This window comes from Levilactobacillus parabrevis, from assembly GCF_044051715.1.
Classification (GTDB): domain Bacteria; phylum Bacillota; class Bacilli; order Lactobacillales; family Lactobacillaceae; genus Levilactobacillus; species Levilactobacillus parabrevis.
The window spans coordinates 1462446-1477946 of record NZ_CP168688.1 but is presented as its reverse complement, the minus strand read 5'-3'; the positions used below and the strand labels follow the sequence as shown (position 1 = coordinate 1477946).

General features: G+C 46.6%; 18 protein-coding genes and 1 pseudogene. 10 read left to right on the top strand and 9 right to left on the bottom strand.

What is annotated here, in order from left to right; genetic code table 11:
* Positions 1–95 precede the first annotated feature (95 nt).
* The 5 genes from ACEPSU_RS06985 to ACEPSU_RS06965 all read right to left on the bottom strand — a co-directional run bounded on the left by ACEPSU_RS06985 (position 96) and on the right by ACEPSU_RS06965 (position 2708).
* Positions 96–365 (bottom strand): hypothetical protein, encoded by a 270-nt coding sequence (locus tag ACEPSU_RS06985; protein ID WP_395320809.1) that lies wholly within the window; start codon positions 363–365, stop codon positions 96–98.
* A 179-nt stretch (positions 366–544) separates the two neighbouring features.
* On the bottom strand, positions 545–685 hold the full coding sequence (locus ACEPSU_RS06980; protein ID WP_020089313.1) for a hypothetical protein: 141 nt from the start codon (positions 683–685) through the stop codon (positions 545–547).
* Positions 686–690: 5 nt separating this feature from the next.
* Positions 691–1635, bottom strand: a complete 945-nt coding sequence (locus ACEPSU_RS06975; RefSeq protein ID WP_395361490.1) for a zinc-binding alcohol dehydrogenase family protein — start codon at positions 1633–1635, stop codon at positions 691–693.
* Entirely contained in the window at positions 1617–2045 is a 429-nt protein-coding gene (locus tag ACEPSU_RS06970) for a hypothetical protein (RefSeq protein WP_395320807.1), read from the bottom strand. Before ACEPSU_RS06970 ends, ACEPSU_RS06975 begins: the two co-directional genes overlap by 19 nt.
* Positions 2046–2120: 75 nt before the next feature.
* Entirely contained in the window at positions 2121–2708 is a 588-nt protein-coding gene (locus tag ACEPSU_RS06965; RefSeq protein WP_395320805.1) for an XRE family transcriptional regulator, read from the bottom strand.
* Between the two features lie 368 nt (positions 2709–3076).
* Here ACEPSU_RS06965 and ACEPSU_RS06960 point away from each other — a divergent pair, with 368 nt between their 5' ends.
* The 6 genes and pseudogenes from ACEPSU_RS06960 to ACEPSU_RS06935 all read left to right on the top strand — a co-directional run bounded on the left by ACEPSU_RS06960 (position 3077) and on the right by ACEPSU_RS06935 (position 7428).
* Positions 3077–3364, top strand: coding sequence for an ArsR/SmtB family transcription factor (locus tag ACEPSU_RS06960; protein ID WP_395320803.1), 288 nt, complete (start codon positions 3077–3079; stop codon positions 3362–3364).
* Positions 3365–3530: 166 nt separating this feature from the next.
* Positions 3531–3785, top strand: a complete 255-nt coding sequence (locus ACEPSU_RS06955; RefSeq protein ID WP_020089318.1) for a hypothetical protein — start codon at positions 3531–3533, stop codon at positions 3783–3785.
* Positions 3782–4171, top strand: coding sequence for a type II toxin-antitoxin system death-on-curing family toxin (locus ACEPSU_RS06950; RefSeq protein WP_395320802.1), 390 nt, complete (start codon positions 3782–3784; stop codon positions 4169–4171). The genes ACEPSU_RS06955 and ACEPSU_RS06950 overlap by 4 nt, the downstream gene beginning before the upstream one ends.
* A 318-nt stretch (positions 4172–4489) precedes the next feature.
* Positions 4490–5857, top strand: coding sequence for an MFS transporter (locus ACEPSU_RS06945; protein ID WP_395323306.1), 1368 nt, complete (start codon positions 4490–4492; stop codon positions 5855–5857).
* 84 nt (positions 5858–5941) lie between these two features.
* Positions 5942–6440, top strand: a pseudogene (locus tag ACEPSU_RS06940) (cysteine hydrolase family protein).
* Positions 6441–6582: 142 nt separating this feature from the next.
* Positions 6583–7428, top strand: coding sequence for an alpha/beta hydrolase (locus tag ACEPSU_RS06935; RefSeq protein ID WP_395323153.1), 846 nt, complete (start codon positions 6583–6585; stop codon positions 7426–7428).
* Between the two features lie 116 nt (positions 7429–7544).
* Here the strand turns inward: ACEPSU_RS06935 and ACEPSU_RS06930 are convergent, their stop codons facing one another.
* Positions 7545–8084: a TetR/AcrR family transcriptional regulator gene (locus tag ACEPSU_RS06930; RefSeq protein WP_395320801.1), complete on the bottom strand. Its 540-nt coding sequence runs from the start codon at positions 8082–8084 to the stop codon at positions 7545–7547.
* Positions 8085–8174: 90 nt separating this feature from the next.
* On the opposite strand from ACEPSU_RS06930, the gene ACEPSU_RS06925 reads away from it, so the two are divergent.
* The 3 genes from ACEPSU_RS06925 to ACEPSU_RS06915 all read left to right on the top strand — a co-directional run bounded on the left by ACEPSU_RS06925 (position 8175) and on the right by ACEPSU_RS06915 (position 10656).
* Complete coding sequence (locus tag ACEPSU_RS06925; protein ID WP_395320799.1) at positions 8175–9878, top strand: MFS transporter; 1704 nt, start codon at positions 8175–8177, stop codon at positions 9876–9878.
* 144 nt (positions 9879–10022) lie between these two features.
* The gene (locus ACEPSU_RS06920; RefSeq protein WP_395320797.1) at positions 10023–10232 is read left to right on the top strand and encodes a helix-turn-helix transcriptional regulator; all 210 of its coding nucleotides are present in this window, start codon (positions 10023–10025) and stop codon (positions 10230–10232) included.
* A 76-nt stretch (positions 10233–10308) separates the two neighbouring features.
* On the top strand, positions 10309–10656 hold the full coding sequence (locus ACEPSU_RS06915; RefSeq protein WP_395320796.1) for an MmcQ/YjbR family DNA-binding protein: 348 nt from the start codon (positions 10309–10311) through the stop codon (positions 10654–10656).
* A 112-nt stretch (positions 10657–10768) separates the two neighbouring features.
* On the opposite strand, the gene ACEPSU_RS06910 is transcribed toward ACEPSU_RS06915, so the two are convergent.
* The gene (locus ACEPSU_RS06910; protein ID WP_395320795.1) at positions 10769–11170 is read right to left on the bottom strand and encodes a hypothetical protein; all 402 of its coding nucleotides are present in this window, start codon (positions 11168–11170) and stop codon (positions 10769–10771) included.
* Positions 11171–11566: 396 nt separating this feature from the next.
* Positions 11567–12835: a YhgE/Pip domain-containing protein gene (locus tag ACEPSU_RS06905; RefSeq protein ID WP_395320794.1), complete on the bottom strand. Its 1269-nt coding sequence runs from the start codon at positions 12833–12835 to the stop codon at positions 11567–11569.
* Positions 12836–12995: 160 nt separating this feature from the next.
* Here ACEPSU_RS06905 and ACEPSU_RS06900 point away from each other — a divergent pair, with 160 nt between their 5' ends.
* Positions 12996–13547, top strand: a complete 552-nt coding sequence (locus tag ACEPSU_RS06900; RefSeq protein ID WP_395320793.1) for a TetR/AcrR family transcriptional regulator — start codon at positions 12996–12998, stop codon at positions 13545–13547.
* A gap of 171 nt (positions 13548–13718) precedes the next feature.
* On the opposite strand, the gene xerS is transcribed toward ACEPSU_RS06900, so the two are convergent.
* Positions 13719–14783: a tyrosine recombinase XerS gene (xerS, locus tag ACEPSU_RS06895; RefSeq protein ID WP_395320792.1), complete on the bottom strand. Its 1065-nt coding sequence runs from the start codon at positions 14781–14783 to the stop codon at positions 13719–13721.
* Positions 14784–15501: the final 718 nt, after the last annotated feature.

The following is a 15501-nucleotide window of genomic DNA, read 5'->3' as shown; positions in this document are numbered from 1 at the left end:
AAGTGGGTATATACGATAACCATTGTCGCGATGACACGGGCATGTTAAGGTTGGGAAAAGTCGGCGCTTGAGATTCAGTCAGGTGAGATATTTGACTAAACTAAATGTGGTCGTGCCACTAAGAAAAGCTTGGTCAATGTGGTTACCACTAAGACGAGTTGAAGAATGAAATCAGCTTCGTTCAGAAAGTGTCGGTCGTGGGTGGAGGCAAAGAGGTCGAAGTGAAACGTCAGCGTTACCAGGGAAAGGAAACCGATGACTGCCAAGGCAACGGGTTTAAACAAGACGATTGTAAGTCCTATCAAAATTAGCGTGGATCCAAATAAAAGATACTGTGCGGTTGTGTTTTGTCGAACCATACGCATAATTATCCCCTCCAGAAATAACTTATTTCAGCGAAAGGTACACCCAATTTAACGTCCGTATCGTATCATTACCTTTGAAGTAAGGCCACGCCAAAGGACTGGAATGTTAAAGTTAGTTTTCAGGCATAACGAAGGCCTGACCCTTTGGACGGATGTGTCAAGGTGCTAGTAGCTGGGGTTCACCGACAGTGACTGCGCTTAAACAGCCAGAACAGGCCACCGACAATCACCCCAACTAATAGGGCACGAACGCCCCAGCCAATGAGCCATAGTGAGAGAAGTTGTGGGAGCAGGTGATTCCAATCAATCGTTAATAACATTCTTGTCAAGCCTCCTGATTGTAGGTTAATAGAATTCGTCCGGCCGCGTGTTCCGACAACAGGTGGTGTTGCGCTGTCTTGACAGCGGTGAACGGGAATTGCTCGTGGATTACCACTCTGAGTTTGTGTTGGGCGAGTTGCGTTAGTAGCCAACGGTAATCACTCGGAGTAATGGCACCACTTACGAAACTAAAGGACTGCTGCGGTCGTGCGCGATACTGTTGCTGCGCCAATGAAAGAATCTTGACTGGCCCCAACGTAGCCGTCAGTTGGTCGAGCAGTGCGGTTGAACCGGCCAGATCAATCACCTGGCTAACGGCAGGTGCCTCAGCTAACTGCTGGTCGAGTGGGAGATCATAGTCGAGCACCTGTTCCGCACCTAATGTTTGCAAAAGCTTGTGACGGCTGGAATGGCCAATGGCGATGGTGTGCACACCAAAGAGCTGCGCCAGTTGTAGAAAGTAAGTGCCAACGCTGCCGCTCGCGCCAGTGACTAAGGCAGTTTCGCCAGCTCGCAGTTGACTCTTCTTGAAGGCAAAGTAGGCAGCATCCGCACCACCGATGAGCGTGGTCGCGTCTGCCAGCGAGACATTCTGCGGAACCGGAAACAAGAGTGGTGGCAACGTCGACAGGATTTGTTCCTGATGACTGCCGGTTGGTTGGATGCCGATGACGGGACGATTTAGCAACTGAGAGTTGCGTAGCCCACCGACCTCACGAACGATGCCACCAAAGCCGTAGCCGACGACAATTGGTAATTTGACAGGGCGCAAGGCTTTTAGCTGTCCCGTCTCCGTGAGAATGTCGTAGGGCATGATGGGTGTGTAGCGCGTTTCGATACGAACGGCCAGCGGATTTAGTCGGGGTATCGGGCGTGACGTTAAGGTTAGCGCATCGATACCTTGATAGGACGTTTGTGTGATGGCATGCATCAGTCGTTCACCGTCCAATCCGATTCGGCAAGGGCGACCAATGCCGCTAGCTTTTGTGCAAAAGCGTGCTTGGCAATGGGGGCTAGCAGGTTGAGTGGAACAAGGTTCCCAGCAGTAGCGGGTACGGTGAGCGTTTCCGTGAGGGTTGTCTGGTTATCATCCCCAGATAGCGTAAAAGTTAACTGATAAGCGAGGTTTCCGCCCTGACTGCGGTAAATGACTTGGTTGGCTGACGCGGTAACAGTCAGATGTTCGTGCGTATTGAGTGCGGGTGCTTGCCGAGTGATGTCGACGCCATTGCTTACCGCGGCGATCTGCGTAATCTCGTTGTCCCAAAGGCGCAAAGTTTCTGGATTGCTAAGAATTGTTTGTAGTCGCTGCTGGGGTGCACGGGTGAGTACGTGGTTTTGAAATAGGATTTCTGACATAAAAAGGCCTCCTTGATTGGATGGCCTTACTTTAACCGATAATTGTTTGCGTTAAAAATCAGGATGCTGATACTTTCAAAATTTTTTCGGTACTTGCTCGTGAAAGAGATCCGTTAAGAATTGTTGCTTTTGACGTGCGTCGGTAGCTTCGTTCTCACGCCCGGCACGATCGGCAATTTTCGCCAGCAGGCGATAGCTGTTGGCCAGCATATAATGAGAATTGCGGGCAGTGATGTAGTCAATGCCCGCTAGTAATTGCTGGGTAGCCAGCGTGGCGTCTTGTAAAAAGTACGCGGTTAACGCGGCGAGGTAGAAGATGATGTTGCTGTTCTCTTCGTAGGGGGCTTGTTCAATGGCGGCGAGTGCCTGATCGCTCAATTGGGTGGCGCTGTGGCGGAGGCCCTGTTTGGCTTGAACGGTGGCGAGCGATGCCATGGCTAGGCGGGTCAGCATTGTAGGCATGCGTTCTTCTGTCATGGTCATCGCAAATTGCAGGTTCTGCTTGGCGTCATCCAGTTTGGCATCAACGTGTAGCTGGGCCACGCCAAGGTAATAGTAATAGGCCTGGGTCTGTTGTGCTGTGGTCACGGCGGCGATTGTCTCGGGTGCGGATAAGAAATCCCGGAGCTCCTGATAACGGTGTTGGTTGCAGAGCGCCTGCATACGTGTGTTCAGGTCGTCATCTCCACTGATGGCAAAGTCGGTAGCTAAGCTGATCTCATCGAGTGAGATGGCTAGTCGGCGGCACAGTGCGACCAGCAATTTTGCATTGGGCGTGTACCGATCATTTTAAATTGCCGATAGCATGGATTGGGCACAGATGCCGGTCGCGACATCCTTCTGTGAGCGGCCTTGTTGCTTGCGAACGCGTTTGAGCGTGGTTCCGAGTGACATTGTGATTCCCTCCTCTGGTCGATAGTTTACGTTAAATTTACACAGCTTGCGTTGAGAATGCTAGTGAGAAGGTCGTGATTCGCAAAAATCACGAGTAACTACTTGCGTTAAAGAATAAGTCTAGTAGGATAAGGGTTATGAAAAAACAAGCGCAGACAACTGAAGAGAGCATCAAAGTCTTTAAGGCACTAGCTGATCCAATTCGTTTGGAAATCGTTAAGTATCTGAGTCAACTGGCCCACGAGGTTTCTTGTGGCGAGATCAGTCAGGCGATGCAGATTAGCAAGACGTCCGGTTCGTACCATTTTAAAATTTTACAGGAGGCGGGTTTGATCACGGTGCGGAAGGTAGCACGTGAAAAGTATGTTATTTTAGACCGGTTGACTTTTGATCGACACCTAACCCATTTCTGGCAAAGCCTATAACCGGTTAGACCACTGGAGAGACGCTCATTATGAGTGCCCCTTTTTAGATTTAGCATCTTGTCAGTAGCTTCCGGCAAGGATTAATTCTCCGAGTAAGTGTTATAAATGGATTTCGTATGTACTAGAGGATATAATGTATGTACATAAAGTGAAGGAGCGACTTGTCATGATTAATCCAGAAGATTTAAATGAATCGGTAAAGCTTTTTAAGAATGGAAATTCCTACGCTTTTCGACTCTCAAAAAAGGATCGTGAATTTTTAAACGTTGATGGAGAAACAACTTTTGAAAAGATTATCTCTCCTGATGGAAAAGAAGTTACCTTTAGAAAGGTTGAAAACGTTAGGCCAAATATTTTAGAAGCTGCTAATGATCTGTTTGATGAGCACGCTGATTTAATGAAACGACTAGAAGACTTATGATCTTTTTGACTAAAGAAGAATTTATAGAAATTAATAAGCTGGTTTTAGATCACGCGCAGAGTCAGTCATTTGGCATACAATATCCACAAGGGTTAGATATTGTTGTTGAACAGCCGCAACAAGTAATCTTTGGCAAAGAACTCTATCCCAACATCTGGATTAAGGCGGCATTCATCGTACAAAAGATAACAAAAAAGCATATTTTTATGGATGGCAATAAACGAACGGCGCTCTTGTCAGGATTGACTTTCCTAAAGATTAATGGGTATAGATTGGGCTTCAGTGATGCTGAAGGTGAGAACCTAATATTAAGTGTTACAAATAGTCCAGATAATGAAGAAATTATGCTTACCTTAGCGGAGTGGTTAAAGAAGCATCAGTCTTAATCCTCTTTTTAGATGTTATATATATTTCACAAAGGTCTATATTACAGATCAGATAGTCGATTTTAAAATTTTACAGGAGGCGGGTTTGATCACGGTGCGGAAGGTAGCACGTGAAAAGTATGTTATTTTAGACCGGTCGACTTTTGATCGACACCTAATCCATTTCCGGCAAAGCCTATAACCAGTTAGACCACTGGAGAGACGCTCATTATGAGTGCCCCTTTTTAGATTTAGCATCTTGTCAGCAGCTTCCGGCAATGGTATGTTTACATAGTTCAAAGATATTTGAACTATATGCCAATTACGGGAGATGGGGAAATGACAGGGGAAACAGTAAGTTCGAGATGGATACTTGCACTGACATCGTTAGGCTTTTTCATGGCCATGATGGATGCGATGATTGTAACGACAGCGTCGACGGCGATTCGTACGGATTTTCAGATTTCGGTGAGCACGTTGCAGTGGGCACTGAATGCCTATAACATTACGATTGCGGCAGTTTTACTGGTCGGTGTCTCGCTAGGAGAACGCTGGGGGCGCCGCAAAATTTATAACTGGGGAATTCTGATTTTTACAGTTGGCTCAGTCCTCTGTGCTTTGGCCAGTGGCATTGGGTGGCTGATTCTTGCTCGAATTGTTGAGGGCCTGGGTGCCTCGGTCATGACGCCGATGTCGATGGCTATTCTCACCAATGCCTTGCCGCCGGCGCAACGGGGACGGGCGTTAGGCATCTGGAGTGGCATTGGGGGCTTGGCCCTGATTGTCGGTCCCTCGCTCGGCGGGCTCATCGTCGCAAAATTAGCCTGGCAATGGATTTTCTGGATCAATGTGCCGATTGGCGTTGTAGCTATCTGGCTATCAAGACGTCACTTACCAGAGATCCACGGGCAAAGCAATCCGATTAACCTAGTTGATAATGTCTTAATTATTGTTGCAATGGCCGGTGTTATTTGGGCGTTGTCGGCAACAACGAGTAGCTCGAACCTTGCCCAATTAGAGATCGTCTTCATCATCGCGTTAATCAGCTTGGGGTGTGGTGCCTGGTTCATTTGCCGTCAGGCCCACGAAACTTTACCGATGATGCCGTTAAGCCTGTTTCAAGAAAGAACTTTTACTGGGGGAAATCTCGCCACGGCTTGCCTGTATGGCTCAATGTACGGCGTGGTCTTCTTCCTACCGCAATATCTACAGGCCAGTCAACAAAGCACAGCGCTAGTTGCTGGAATGGAGCTGTTACCATGGACGGGGACATTGGTCGTCGTTGCACCGTTTGCAGGACGGGCCGTTGATCGGTTCGGTGAGCGCTGGATTGCCACGTTAGGACTGCTTTGCCAAGGCGTTGGCTACCTGCTAATTGCGGTGTTTATACATAAAAATTACGGGTGGTTCGTCTTACCACTAATGTTGGCGGGCGTGGGATTGTCAATGGCGGGACCAGCCCTGCAAAAATCTGTGATTGGTGCGGTGCCACGGGTAATGATTGGTAAAGCCTCCGGAATTTACAATGTCTTCCGATTGTTGGGCGGTGCCCTGGGGACAACGCTTGCCGTAATGATCTTTTACCAGTTCCGCGGCGCTAATTTTTCCGGTGGATTTCAAGCAACGATGGTGGGAACGGCAGCAATCTCGTTACTGGGAATCGTTTGGTCAAGCCGATTGCGTGTAGAACAAAGAGAAAATATGTAAAACTAGTCTGATGTGGTTTGAACGCCTCCGCAAATAGCGTATGATAGAAATTAAGCTGAAAGATTCCTGAAGGAGGCCATCAACATGGCAGATGTCTTACTAGTCATTGATCTTCAAAACGGTGTTTGTTACGGTGAACAAACCGCTGTGAATATGCCCCAAGTCATTGCGGGCGTCAACGCGAGAATTGCGGCGTACCGCAAGGCTAAAAAAGCCGATTGTCTTTGTCCAGCATACGGACGAAGACTTGGTTAAAGGAACCCACGATTGGGAGTTAATTCCCGAACTGGATTATCGCGACACGGATCCCTTAGTTTCTAAGAATCATGCGAATGCTTTTTACCACACCAATTTACGGCGCGTTTTGACGAGCTTTGCCGCCGAGTCTTTGGAAATCTGTGGCGCGCAGGTCGAATACTGTGTTGACACGACAACTAAGGTGGCACATGGTATTGGCTACGACTTACAAATGACGCGGGGGTTAACAACCACCGTAGATAATAAGTTTATGACGGCCGAACAGACCATTGCCTTTTACGAAGGCATTTGGAATCATCGGTTTGTGACAATGTTAGAGGCTTAACGACGCAAACTCACTGCAAATGGCGGTGAGTTTTTTTGTTCCATTTAATTGTAAAATTGAGTTGTCTTAGCGTTACACGAGGGGCTTATACTTGAGCTATGAAGTCAATTCGAATTTTGACCTTGGGGGGAGTGTTATTATGATGAAAAAAAGATTACTAACGTTCATGGGTATCGGACTACTTGTGCTGGGACTATCAGCTTGTGACACGGGCAATAAGCACACGACCACCGCTTCCGACCTACCTAATTCCGGTAAGTATGAACCAACGCTATTTTTCCATGGCTGGGGAAGTAGCTATCGTGCAGAAGAACAGATGGCCCAATCGTTGGTAAATGCCGGTCTGACGAAGACTATCGTGCGGGCAACTGTTTCGAAACATGGAAAAGTTACCTTGTCCGGTCAGTTTCGGAAGGGGGATTATCACCCAATCGTCGAGGTAGGATTTGAAGACAATCGAAATTCTAATCCGCGTCAGTGGGGCCGCTGGGCTGAAGCAACTGTGATTAAGCTCCAACAGACGTTTCAGACGAAGAAACTCAACATGGTCGGTCATTCAATGGGGAATATGGCAATCATGTATTATCTCCTAGACAACTCGCATAAACTACCCAAGCTTCAGAAGCAGGTTGACATTGCTGGGCACTTCAATGGCATTCTTGGAATGGGTGATGAGCCAAATCAAATGGCGTTGCAGCCAGATGGTAAACCGGAAAAGATGCAGGCTGATTATAAAGCCTTGCTGCCACTGCGCCAAACGTACCCCAAGCATCAGATTGCCGTACTGAACATTTACGGTGACAAGAACGACGGGTCTCATTCGGATGGTTCCGTCAGCAATGCTTCTTCAAAGTCGTTGCGGTATTTGATTGCTGGTCGGGCTAAATCCTATCAGGAGCGGAAGATTGTTGGGCCGAATGCCCAGCACAGCAAGCTTCATGACAATGCGCAGGTTGATAAGTTGTTGATTGATTTTCTGGAGAATTAGTCGTGGGTCCAGACTGAGCTTTAATTAATCTTGCGACTTAAAAAAAGTCTGCGGAGTAGCCGCAAGCTCATAGATATTTTGTTGGCACACCTTGTTATCTTAGTGGGCGTGCCTTTTTACATTACCTGATTCAATGTGAAACGTGCCACCAGCTGGCCCAGATATCGTGGTGACTCAACAAATCCCCGTTTGACCCAGTTGACCGTGATATTAATGACGGCACCAGAAAAGTATTCTAGATAGTACGGTTCGTTTAGACGTGAGCTGTGCCCACCGATACGGTCTTGCTTGATTAGCAATTGAAAAACGGTTTGGAACGTTTGTAGAAGAACGTCTAGTTGGCCATTTTTAATCAAGAGCTGATAAGTTTCAGCCTCTAACTTGGTATTCTCGAAGTAGTACATCATTAGGTCAGCGAGTTCAACTTGAGATGTCCGTGGTAGCCGCCGCAGGTAGCTGAGCATATTTTGTGTTTGGTACGCGATGATAATTTGATCGAAGCTTTGATAGTGCCGGTAAAAGTATGTCCGAGAGACTTGAGCCCGGTGGCATAGCTCGGTGATAGAAATAGTCGCCATGGGTTTTTGCATCATCAGCTCCAGTAGTGCTCGGTAGATGGTCGTCAAGTTTTGTTGTTTGCGGTCCTGTGGATTCATGGGTCACAACATCCCCCTTTCTGTAACCTAAATCTAGTTTATCGTGAGCCATGCTCGTAGACTAACGATAACACTTGGGGAGGGGATCTTATGTTGAAAAAATCCACGAAGTTAGTTGGGACAATGGCCATTGGTATTTTCCTATGTATGCTGGATACGACGGTCATGAACATTGCGTTACCAGCAATTCAAACGGGGTTATCGACCAGTTTGGAGCAGCTCTCATGGGCGCTCAATTTGTATACCATCTTGTTTGCAAGTTTAACGATTCCTTTGGGCCGGCTAGCAGAAATTCACGGCCGTAGTCGTTTTTACATCTTTGGTCTAGTGTTATTTCTAGTCGGTTCACTATTTTCTGGATTATCAGCTAATGTAGTGTGGCTAATTGTGGGTCGGGGAGTTCAGAGTCTGGGAGCGGCAATCATCTTTCCAGTTAGTATGACAATTGGTATTCAGAGCGTGCCTATGGAAAAGCGAACTAGTGCGATTGCAATGCTAGGCGTCACGCAAGGATTAGCGGCAGCCATGGGGCCAACGATTGGCGGGATCATGACGCAGTTCTTTGGTTGGCGTGGAATATTCTTGATCAACGTGCCGTTTACCTTGTTCTCACTCGTGCTTTGCTGGCAGCTGTTCGATCTGCATGAGAGCAAGCCAGTCAAGGAACGTTTAGATATTTTGGGGTCACTACTTTCAATGATAATGTTATTCAGCCTGACTCTGTTGTTGGTCAAGGGGAGTGACTGGGGGTGGACGAGCGGAAAGTGTCTGGGACTTGGCCTACTGAGTGTCGCCGCACTAGCTACTTTTATTATGGTCGAAGCACATAGCCAACAACCTATGGTGCCACTGGCTCTATTCAAGGACAAACAGTTTGTCGGGTCAGCAATTGTGACCGTGATGTCAGGCGTCTTTCTGGTTGCACTATTAGTCTTGATGCCGAGTTTCTTTACAAAGGTTCAAAATAAGGGCGAGCTCCTGGCGGCATTGATGATTACCCCTGCCTCACTCATGATCTTCATCTGGTCACCCATCAGTGGTTTGCTGTTATCCAAAGTGGGACCGCGGATCGTCATTTTGATGGGCAGTCTGTCTATGATTGGGGGTTACGTGGCTCTTAGTCAAATGAATCCCAATGTCTATTGGCAGGTCTGTGTGGCAGCAATCCTAGTGGGGGCAGGCTATGGCATCGTGATCGGACCAATTACGGTATTGGCGGCCGGCGATTTCACCGGCAACCTGCTAACGGCTTCACAGAGTGTTATTGGTGTCTTCCGACAGATTGGGACATCCCTAGCCGTGGCCATCTTTGTGTCGGCACTGTCTGCGAATCTAGTAACGGCGAAAACCAACATTTGGACTTTTGCGCAGGACAGAGTCGAGGCTCTATCGGTCACGGATAAGGTGAAGCGGGACACGTTGCTGCAGGTAAAAACGCAGTTAGCAACGGAGAAAACACCTGCACAGCAACAGACAACGTTCATCGGTAAGACGAAAACACAACGACTGATCCGCTTAAATTATCAGGAAGCCTTGCGAAAAAATGAGTTGAGCCAAGCGCCGACTACCGTTAAGAGGAGCGTCTACCGGCAGGTTAGCCAGGCCGTTACAACGCAGGTCTCTCGGGACAACAGGACCTTGACTCCGGTAGTTGCGACAATCAAGAGCGAAACCAAGCAGCAATTAACACAAGCCTTCTTGCGGCCATATCGATTGGCGTTACCATTTACGTTCGGCATGCTATTGACAGTATTTCTGTTTAGAAAACGCCGGGATTATCTGAGTCGAGACTAAATTTTGGTGGGCGTCTGGGATTGTCGAGAATCTCAGACGCTTTTTGCTGGCCGATGATATGAGGTGTCAAAAAGTCTTTACATTTAGTGTCAAACATGTTTGACTAAAGGTGTCAAATAAGTTTGACATAGGAAGGCGGGAACCATGCAAAATAGTATTGCCATTCGGCGCAAAACACTAAAACTATCCCAGGCAGAGGTGGCACAGCTAGCAGCCGTGACGCGGCAGACAATCAATGCCATTGAAAACGATAAGTATGATCCGTCGCTAAGTTTAGCTTTTAAATTGGCACAGATTCTAAATACATCAGTAGATGATTTGTTTGACTATCGATCGGAGGGAAATGCCAAATGACACGTGCTCAAAGAATCGTTCGCTTCACATTTTGGATGAATAATCTTTTCTTATGCGTCAGTGAGGAGGCATACATATGGAAATGACAAAAGAGGCCCTCATTGCATTTTGTAGCGTGGGCAAGAAGGTAAGTGTTGATGAACCATTTAACGCCCCGGGCCGTCGCAATCGGATTGTTTTCGACGCACTACGACACACGGCCAGCAAGAAAATATTTGGGTTGGTCTATGAGAAAAAGGACACTTTGTATCTTGATTTGAAATGTGACCCTGCAAGAATTGATGAGCTGGTTAACACGATGCCTTACATCCTGCCGGGACAGCATTTCACGAAACAACACTGGATTACCTTGGATATTAACCAGTTATCGTCAAAGTTAATCTTGGGGAAGCTCATTGAAGCGAGCTACCAACTGACTGATTAATGTCAGCTTGAACTTAGTGTGATACCACAAAAGAAATTCGTAAACTAAACGCACAACAAAATGACTAACTCCGTGAGATTGTACAGAGTTAGTCATTTTGTGTCAGCCCACCCTAATTAGTAAAAGGTTGTGGGTGATTTAATTTTTGAAAATTCTTATCAGTCAGCTTGACCAGACCACTGCCAACTACTGGGATACCGGTCAGCTTGGCATAATGGTAATTTGAATAGACCTGCATGGTGAGGGTGAAATCATTGCGTGCGTGGTGCATCACGTACCGGTAACTGGGTTTAGCCATCCGTGGGACCTTGCGATTAGACAGGTGATGATAATCTTGCGGAATATTGGCCACGATGGTGTTGCTCCGCTGGCCCGTTGCCGCATAGACCCGGTGATGCTGGGCGTTATAGATCTTAAGGCTGTTGGTACCGTGAGTTGTCCTGCTGGTGTTCGTGCAGCCACCCAAGATAATTGCAGATAGACTCGCTAGAAGCAATGTTGCTCTGCAATGCATAGGATTTGCCCTCCTTAAATGTTCTGACAATTAACTACTATGTTAATAGTATAGCACACCTCAAAATACGTCGAGCACAAGGTTAGCGCCATAGCCAACCGCCAATAACCGGACAGGTAGTTTTCAAAATTTAGGATAGAGAAAGAAACTCGACCCTAGTCAATCAAGGCTTAAAGCACCTCAAAAAGTGAATAAGGAAAGTAGACGACTATGGCTAGACTCCGGATGGAGGCCTAGCCATAGTCTTAGTAATAGAATAGCTGAAAATCTTCAGCTGTTTGTACAAGGTTTGCTCTAAGCATCCCCTTTTTCAGCCAAATGTTTGAAGGTGGTTGAAAATAATTATATAGTGAAACTGCAATTTTATAGGCACTCACGACCTAATCTAAACAGCGGCTAGGCAGTCTTTTTTTCCTTTCTGATCAGCGTTGATCCATACATGACGGCAATTGAAGCTAGGCCAAGGTAAAGCAGGGCCATCATGGATGATCCAGTTATGGAAGCATCCCGAATATACATTTGATTTGTGATGAGGTCGTTGGCAAAGCGGATGGGTGTGATGTCGTAAACGTAGTTGTGGTAAAAAGGACTCAGCATTTGTGGAATAAATGTGATTACACCCATCGACCCAATCCAAATGACGAGCAGCAGAGGCCACCCTTTTAGGCCCAATAAATCGAGAACGGCTGACTGCAAGGCATAGAAGACAAACGCAATGAATCCCATCAATAAGAGGAAGTTCTGTGGATCGTGAACGGGAACCGAATAGCAAACTTTGATGAAGAAGTAAATGGAGACAGCAATTACCGTGGCAATTGCTATTCCGGAGATCAATTGGCTTGTAACACTGGTGATGGATAGCCGGCCATCGCTGCGGTTCATTTCATTTTTGCTGTGGTCGCGCCAATTCAGAAGGCTGAAAATGAGGCTTCCAAGCCAGCAAAAAATGGTTATCAAGAATGGCGCCATCCCACTGATCTCTTTGGTTGAAACGGAATTACGCTTCGTCATCGTGGCGTTTATTGGCGTCTGAAGACTTGACCATTCCTGTGACGTCAAAGTTAAGCCGGACTTAGTAGCGATACGGTTATACTGATTAGTGATCTTCTGATTTAGTCGATTGGTCATCTCAGGTAATGCCGTCATTAAGACGTTTGCAGCGGTCACATTACTTCCTTGACTGACATACAGAGAAATTTTTGCTTGTTCAGGTAATTTGCTAGTCAAAGAACCTGCGACTACCTTTTGTTGTTGGAATGGTTGCGTTTCAGTTAACGCTGGTGTCTTGGCTGCTAGAACATCTAGTTTCTTAGTGATAACTTTGCCTTTTAAATAACGGGTCTGCTGATTAATGGCTTGGGTAAACCCGGAATTAATGACGACAGCACCGTAGTATTTTCTCTCTGCAAACCCTTTAGTTAGGCTACTGGTACGCTTAACCTTTACCCATTTGATTTCGGCATTCTTTTTGCGACTCTCATTTTGCAAAGTCTTGACAACGTTCTTGGTATCCTTCCCCTGGTCATTGACGACCAGAGCCAATGGAAGGTGATGAAGCTTAACGGTACTTCTTGCCCCAACTTGTGCGAAGGCGAATAGTCCAATGATGATAATTGCGGCCAACATGCCTAGCCAAATATTCTTCCGCTTGAATACATTAAGCATTTTAATTACCTCCTCTTGAATCTATAAGTAGCATAAATGTATTTTGCATTTAAAAGAATGGTCAGGTTAAGTGTCTCTGTGTTTTAAATGGACAAAGTATAAATTTGTGGGGCGTAGGGTTACAAAAACACAAAAAGTGGTAATAGAGGGGGAAATCACCATGACCGACTTGAGAATTCAAAAGACCGAAAAAATAATTTCTTCAGCGTTCATCGATCTGGTAATTGAAGAGGGGTTTGATAACGTCACTGTTAAGGATATAGCCACCCGTGCAATGATTAATCGAAAAACTTTTTATGCCCACTACCAAGACAAGTTTGCTCTGGCTGACGTTATCTTGCAGAATATTCTGCTGTGGTTAGATGAAACGCTACAAAAGAGAGTTACACTACTGAAGCAAGAGATTCCTTTAAGCCATGCGGTGACGAAATTAGAGTCGGAGCTTCAGGAATTAATGGTGAATTGGCGCAGGCCAATCAATGCTTTGATGACGATTCCGGAAACGAAAATGCAGCTATTGACCGGCGCTCAGCGTACTTTTAGTGAGCAATTTCGCGTCTTTCTTAAGCGCCCAGCGTCAGAGTTAGAAACTGCTGTGATTGGAAGTACCATGTTAGGCCTGATAACTTATTATTTGCAGGCAGATGACTTGCCATCCCGCGATGAGCTCCAACAACTGTCTACTAGTTTGACATTGATTTTTGGAGAATAAAGGTTGCTTCTCTCTAGACTGTCTAGCTCTGATAGGCGGGAATTACTTGGTTTCATGCGCAATAAATAGCCTCGCACAAGCTCACAGTTTGAGAATTGTTAGCTTGTGCGAGGCTATTTGTCATTACAACGGTAAGATTTTCACTTGGTTTACGCTTACAGCTGAATTGTTTTACATTTTTTCCAGCCCATGCCGCTGTTCCTCATCAATGATATGGGTATACAGTCCAGTCGCACTGGTTGAGTTCTGTCCCAACTGGGTGGCCACGAGTTGTTCATTTTTGGTGGCGAGGTAGAGTTTTGAGGCTAACGTGTGGCGGAGCTTATGCGGCGTGATGCGGACCTTGAATGCCGAGGAGTATTTGGCTACCATTTTTTCCATGGAGTTGGCTTGCATGCGCGAGGCTTGACCGCGATAACTACTGAGAAACAGGGCGCGGTCACTACTGGTGGCGTGATAAATCGCCGATCGGTGGTCAACGTAGTCTTGAATGTAGGGCAATGTCCACGGGGCGATGGGGACTGTATCCCGTTGACCACCCTTGCGGACTACCCCGATCGTACCCGTCTTCAGATTCAAGTGGCGTAGGTCAGCATTTGCGGCTTCTGAGACCCGCAAACCGCTGCCCAACAGGAGGGCGTTGATGGCTAAATCCCGCTGTTTATCCCGGTGAAAGTACCGTTTCTTAGCCGGTGACAACAGGCCTTCGTATTTTTCGTCGATAAAGGCCAGGTAATCATGATCCGTATTGCCCAGCATGAGCTTGGTCTTCAAGTTGGCTGCCCGGGTCGCGTAGGTCTCACTGGTTCGGACTAGGGCAATCTTGTGCATCACGTTACGGTCGAAGTAGGCCTCACCGTGCTCGTCTTCGGTATCTTCCGTCAGGTACTTGAAGAGCGATGAGAGGGCGTTTAACGAGCGATTGATGGTTGGATGGGTTCGACTGCCAGGGGCGCCTGTGAGCTTGGTTTGGTTCAGCAGGGCGGACTTGTATAGCTCAACGGTTTCTTTCTTTAAGGTAGCCAACACCTGAATATCGATGTCAGCGGGGCGGCTGGCCGGCGTTAAGCCTTCACTGATCAGCCAGTTGAAGAAGCGCCGGTACTCGGTTAGATATTGGTAAAGGGTGGCTGGGGACAGGGGAACGGTCGCTTTGGCCTGATAGTATTCCTGGACGTACCAGGGCGCGGTGGCCAGTTCTTCGTTAATTAACTTTAAGTAATGTTGCTTCTCCATAGAGGTGGCCTCCAAACGTATGTTCTCATATTTTATATGATACCGGTGACTGACCAAATTAGCAAGTCCCCCGCCTTAATTTTAGCTATTACTATCTTTAAAATATTTGTTTTAATGAAAGTAGTAGCTTGAACGGTACCGGTATGACCTGAGGAGCTGGTCAGCATGTTCGGGTTAGAATGCTTGTGAGGACTATTATATAAGCTTTCTGAGCAGTATTTGAGCTATAGTTTATGTTGATACGCATTACTTTATAGTACTTTCAAAGATTGTAAAAGCCGCCAATCACTGCTATATCAACGTTTGTTGGACACTTAAGTTAGCAATTACATTCTAAACATGTCGTATGAATTCAGCAATCATCGTAAGCTCAATCACTGTGGTAACAACGTTTTAGGCCCATCAAGGTCGTCACATGTGCCTAATTATAAGTTAGTCAGGAGAAAAAGCTGAGGTCCACGTTGGCAATTAGAGTTATCAGCAATACTTGCTGCATGTGTCCGTTAGGCTTTTTAGAATCATCCAGTCAAGTCATTTGATTAAGATCTGTGATTGCCATCACCGAGTCAGACAGCAATTACATTCGGATTGCCGAATGGTAAATCGTGTTTATCTGGACTTTTAGCTTAGGAACCAACAGCAATGACGCCATGCCAAGTGTTATCGGAATCTACCGGCATCACGTGATTTTGGACGTTGATTCTAAGCACACGTTCAG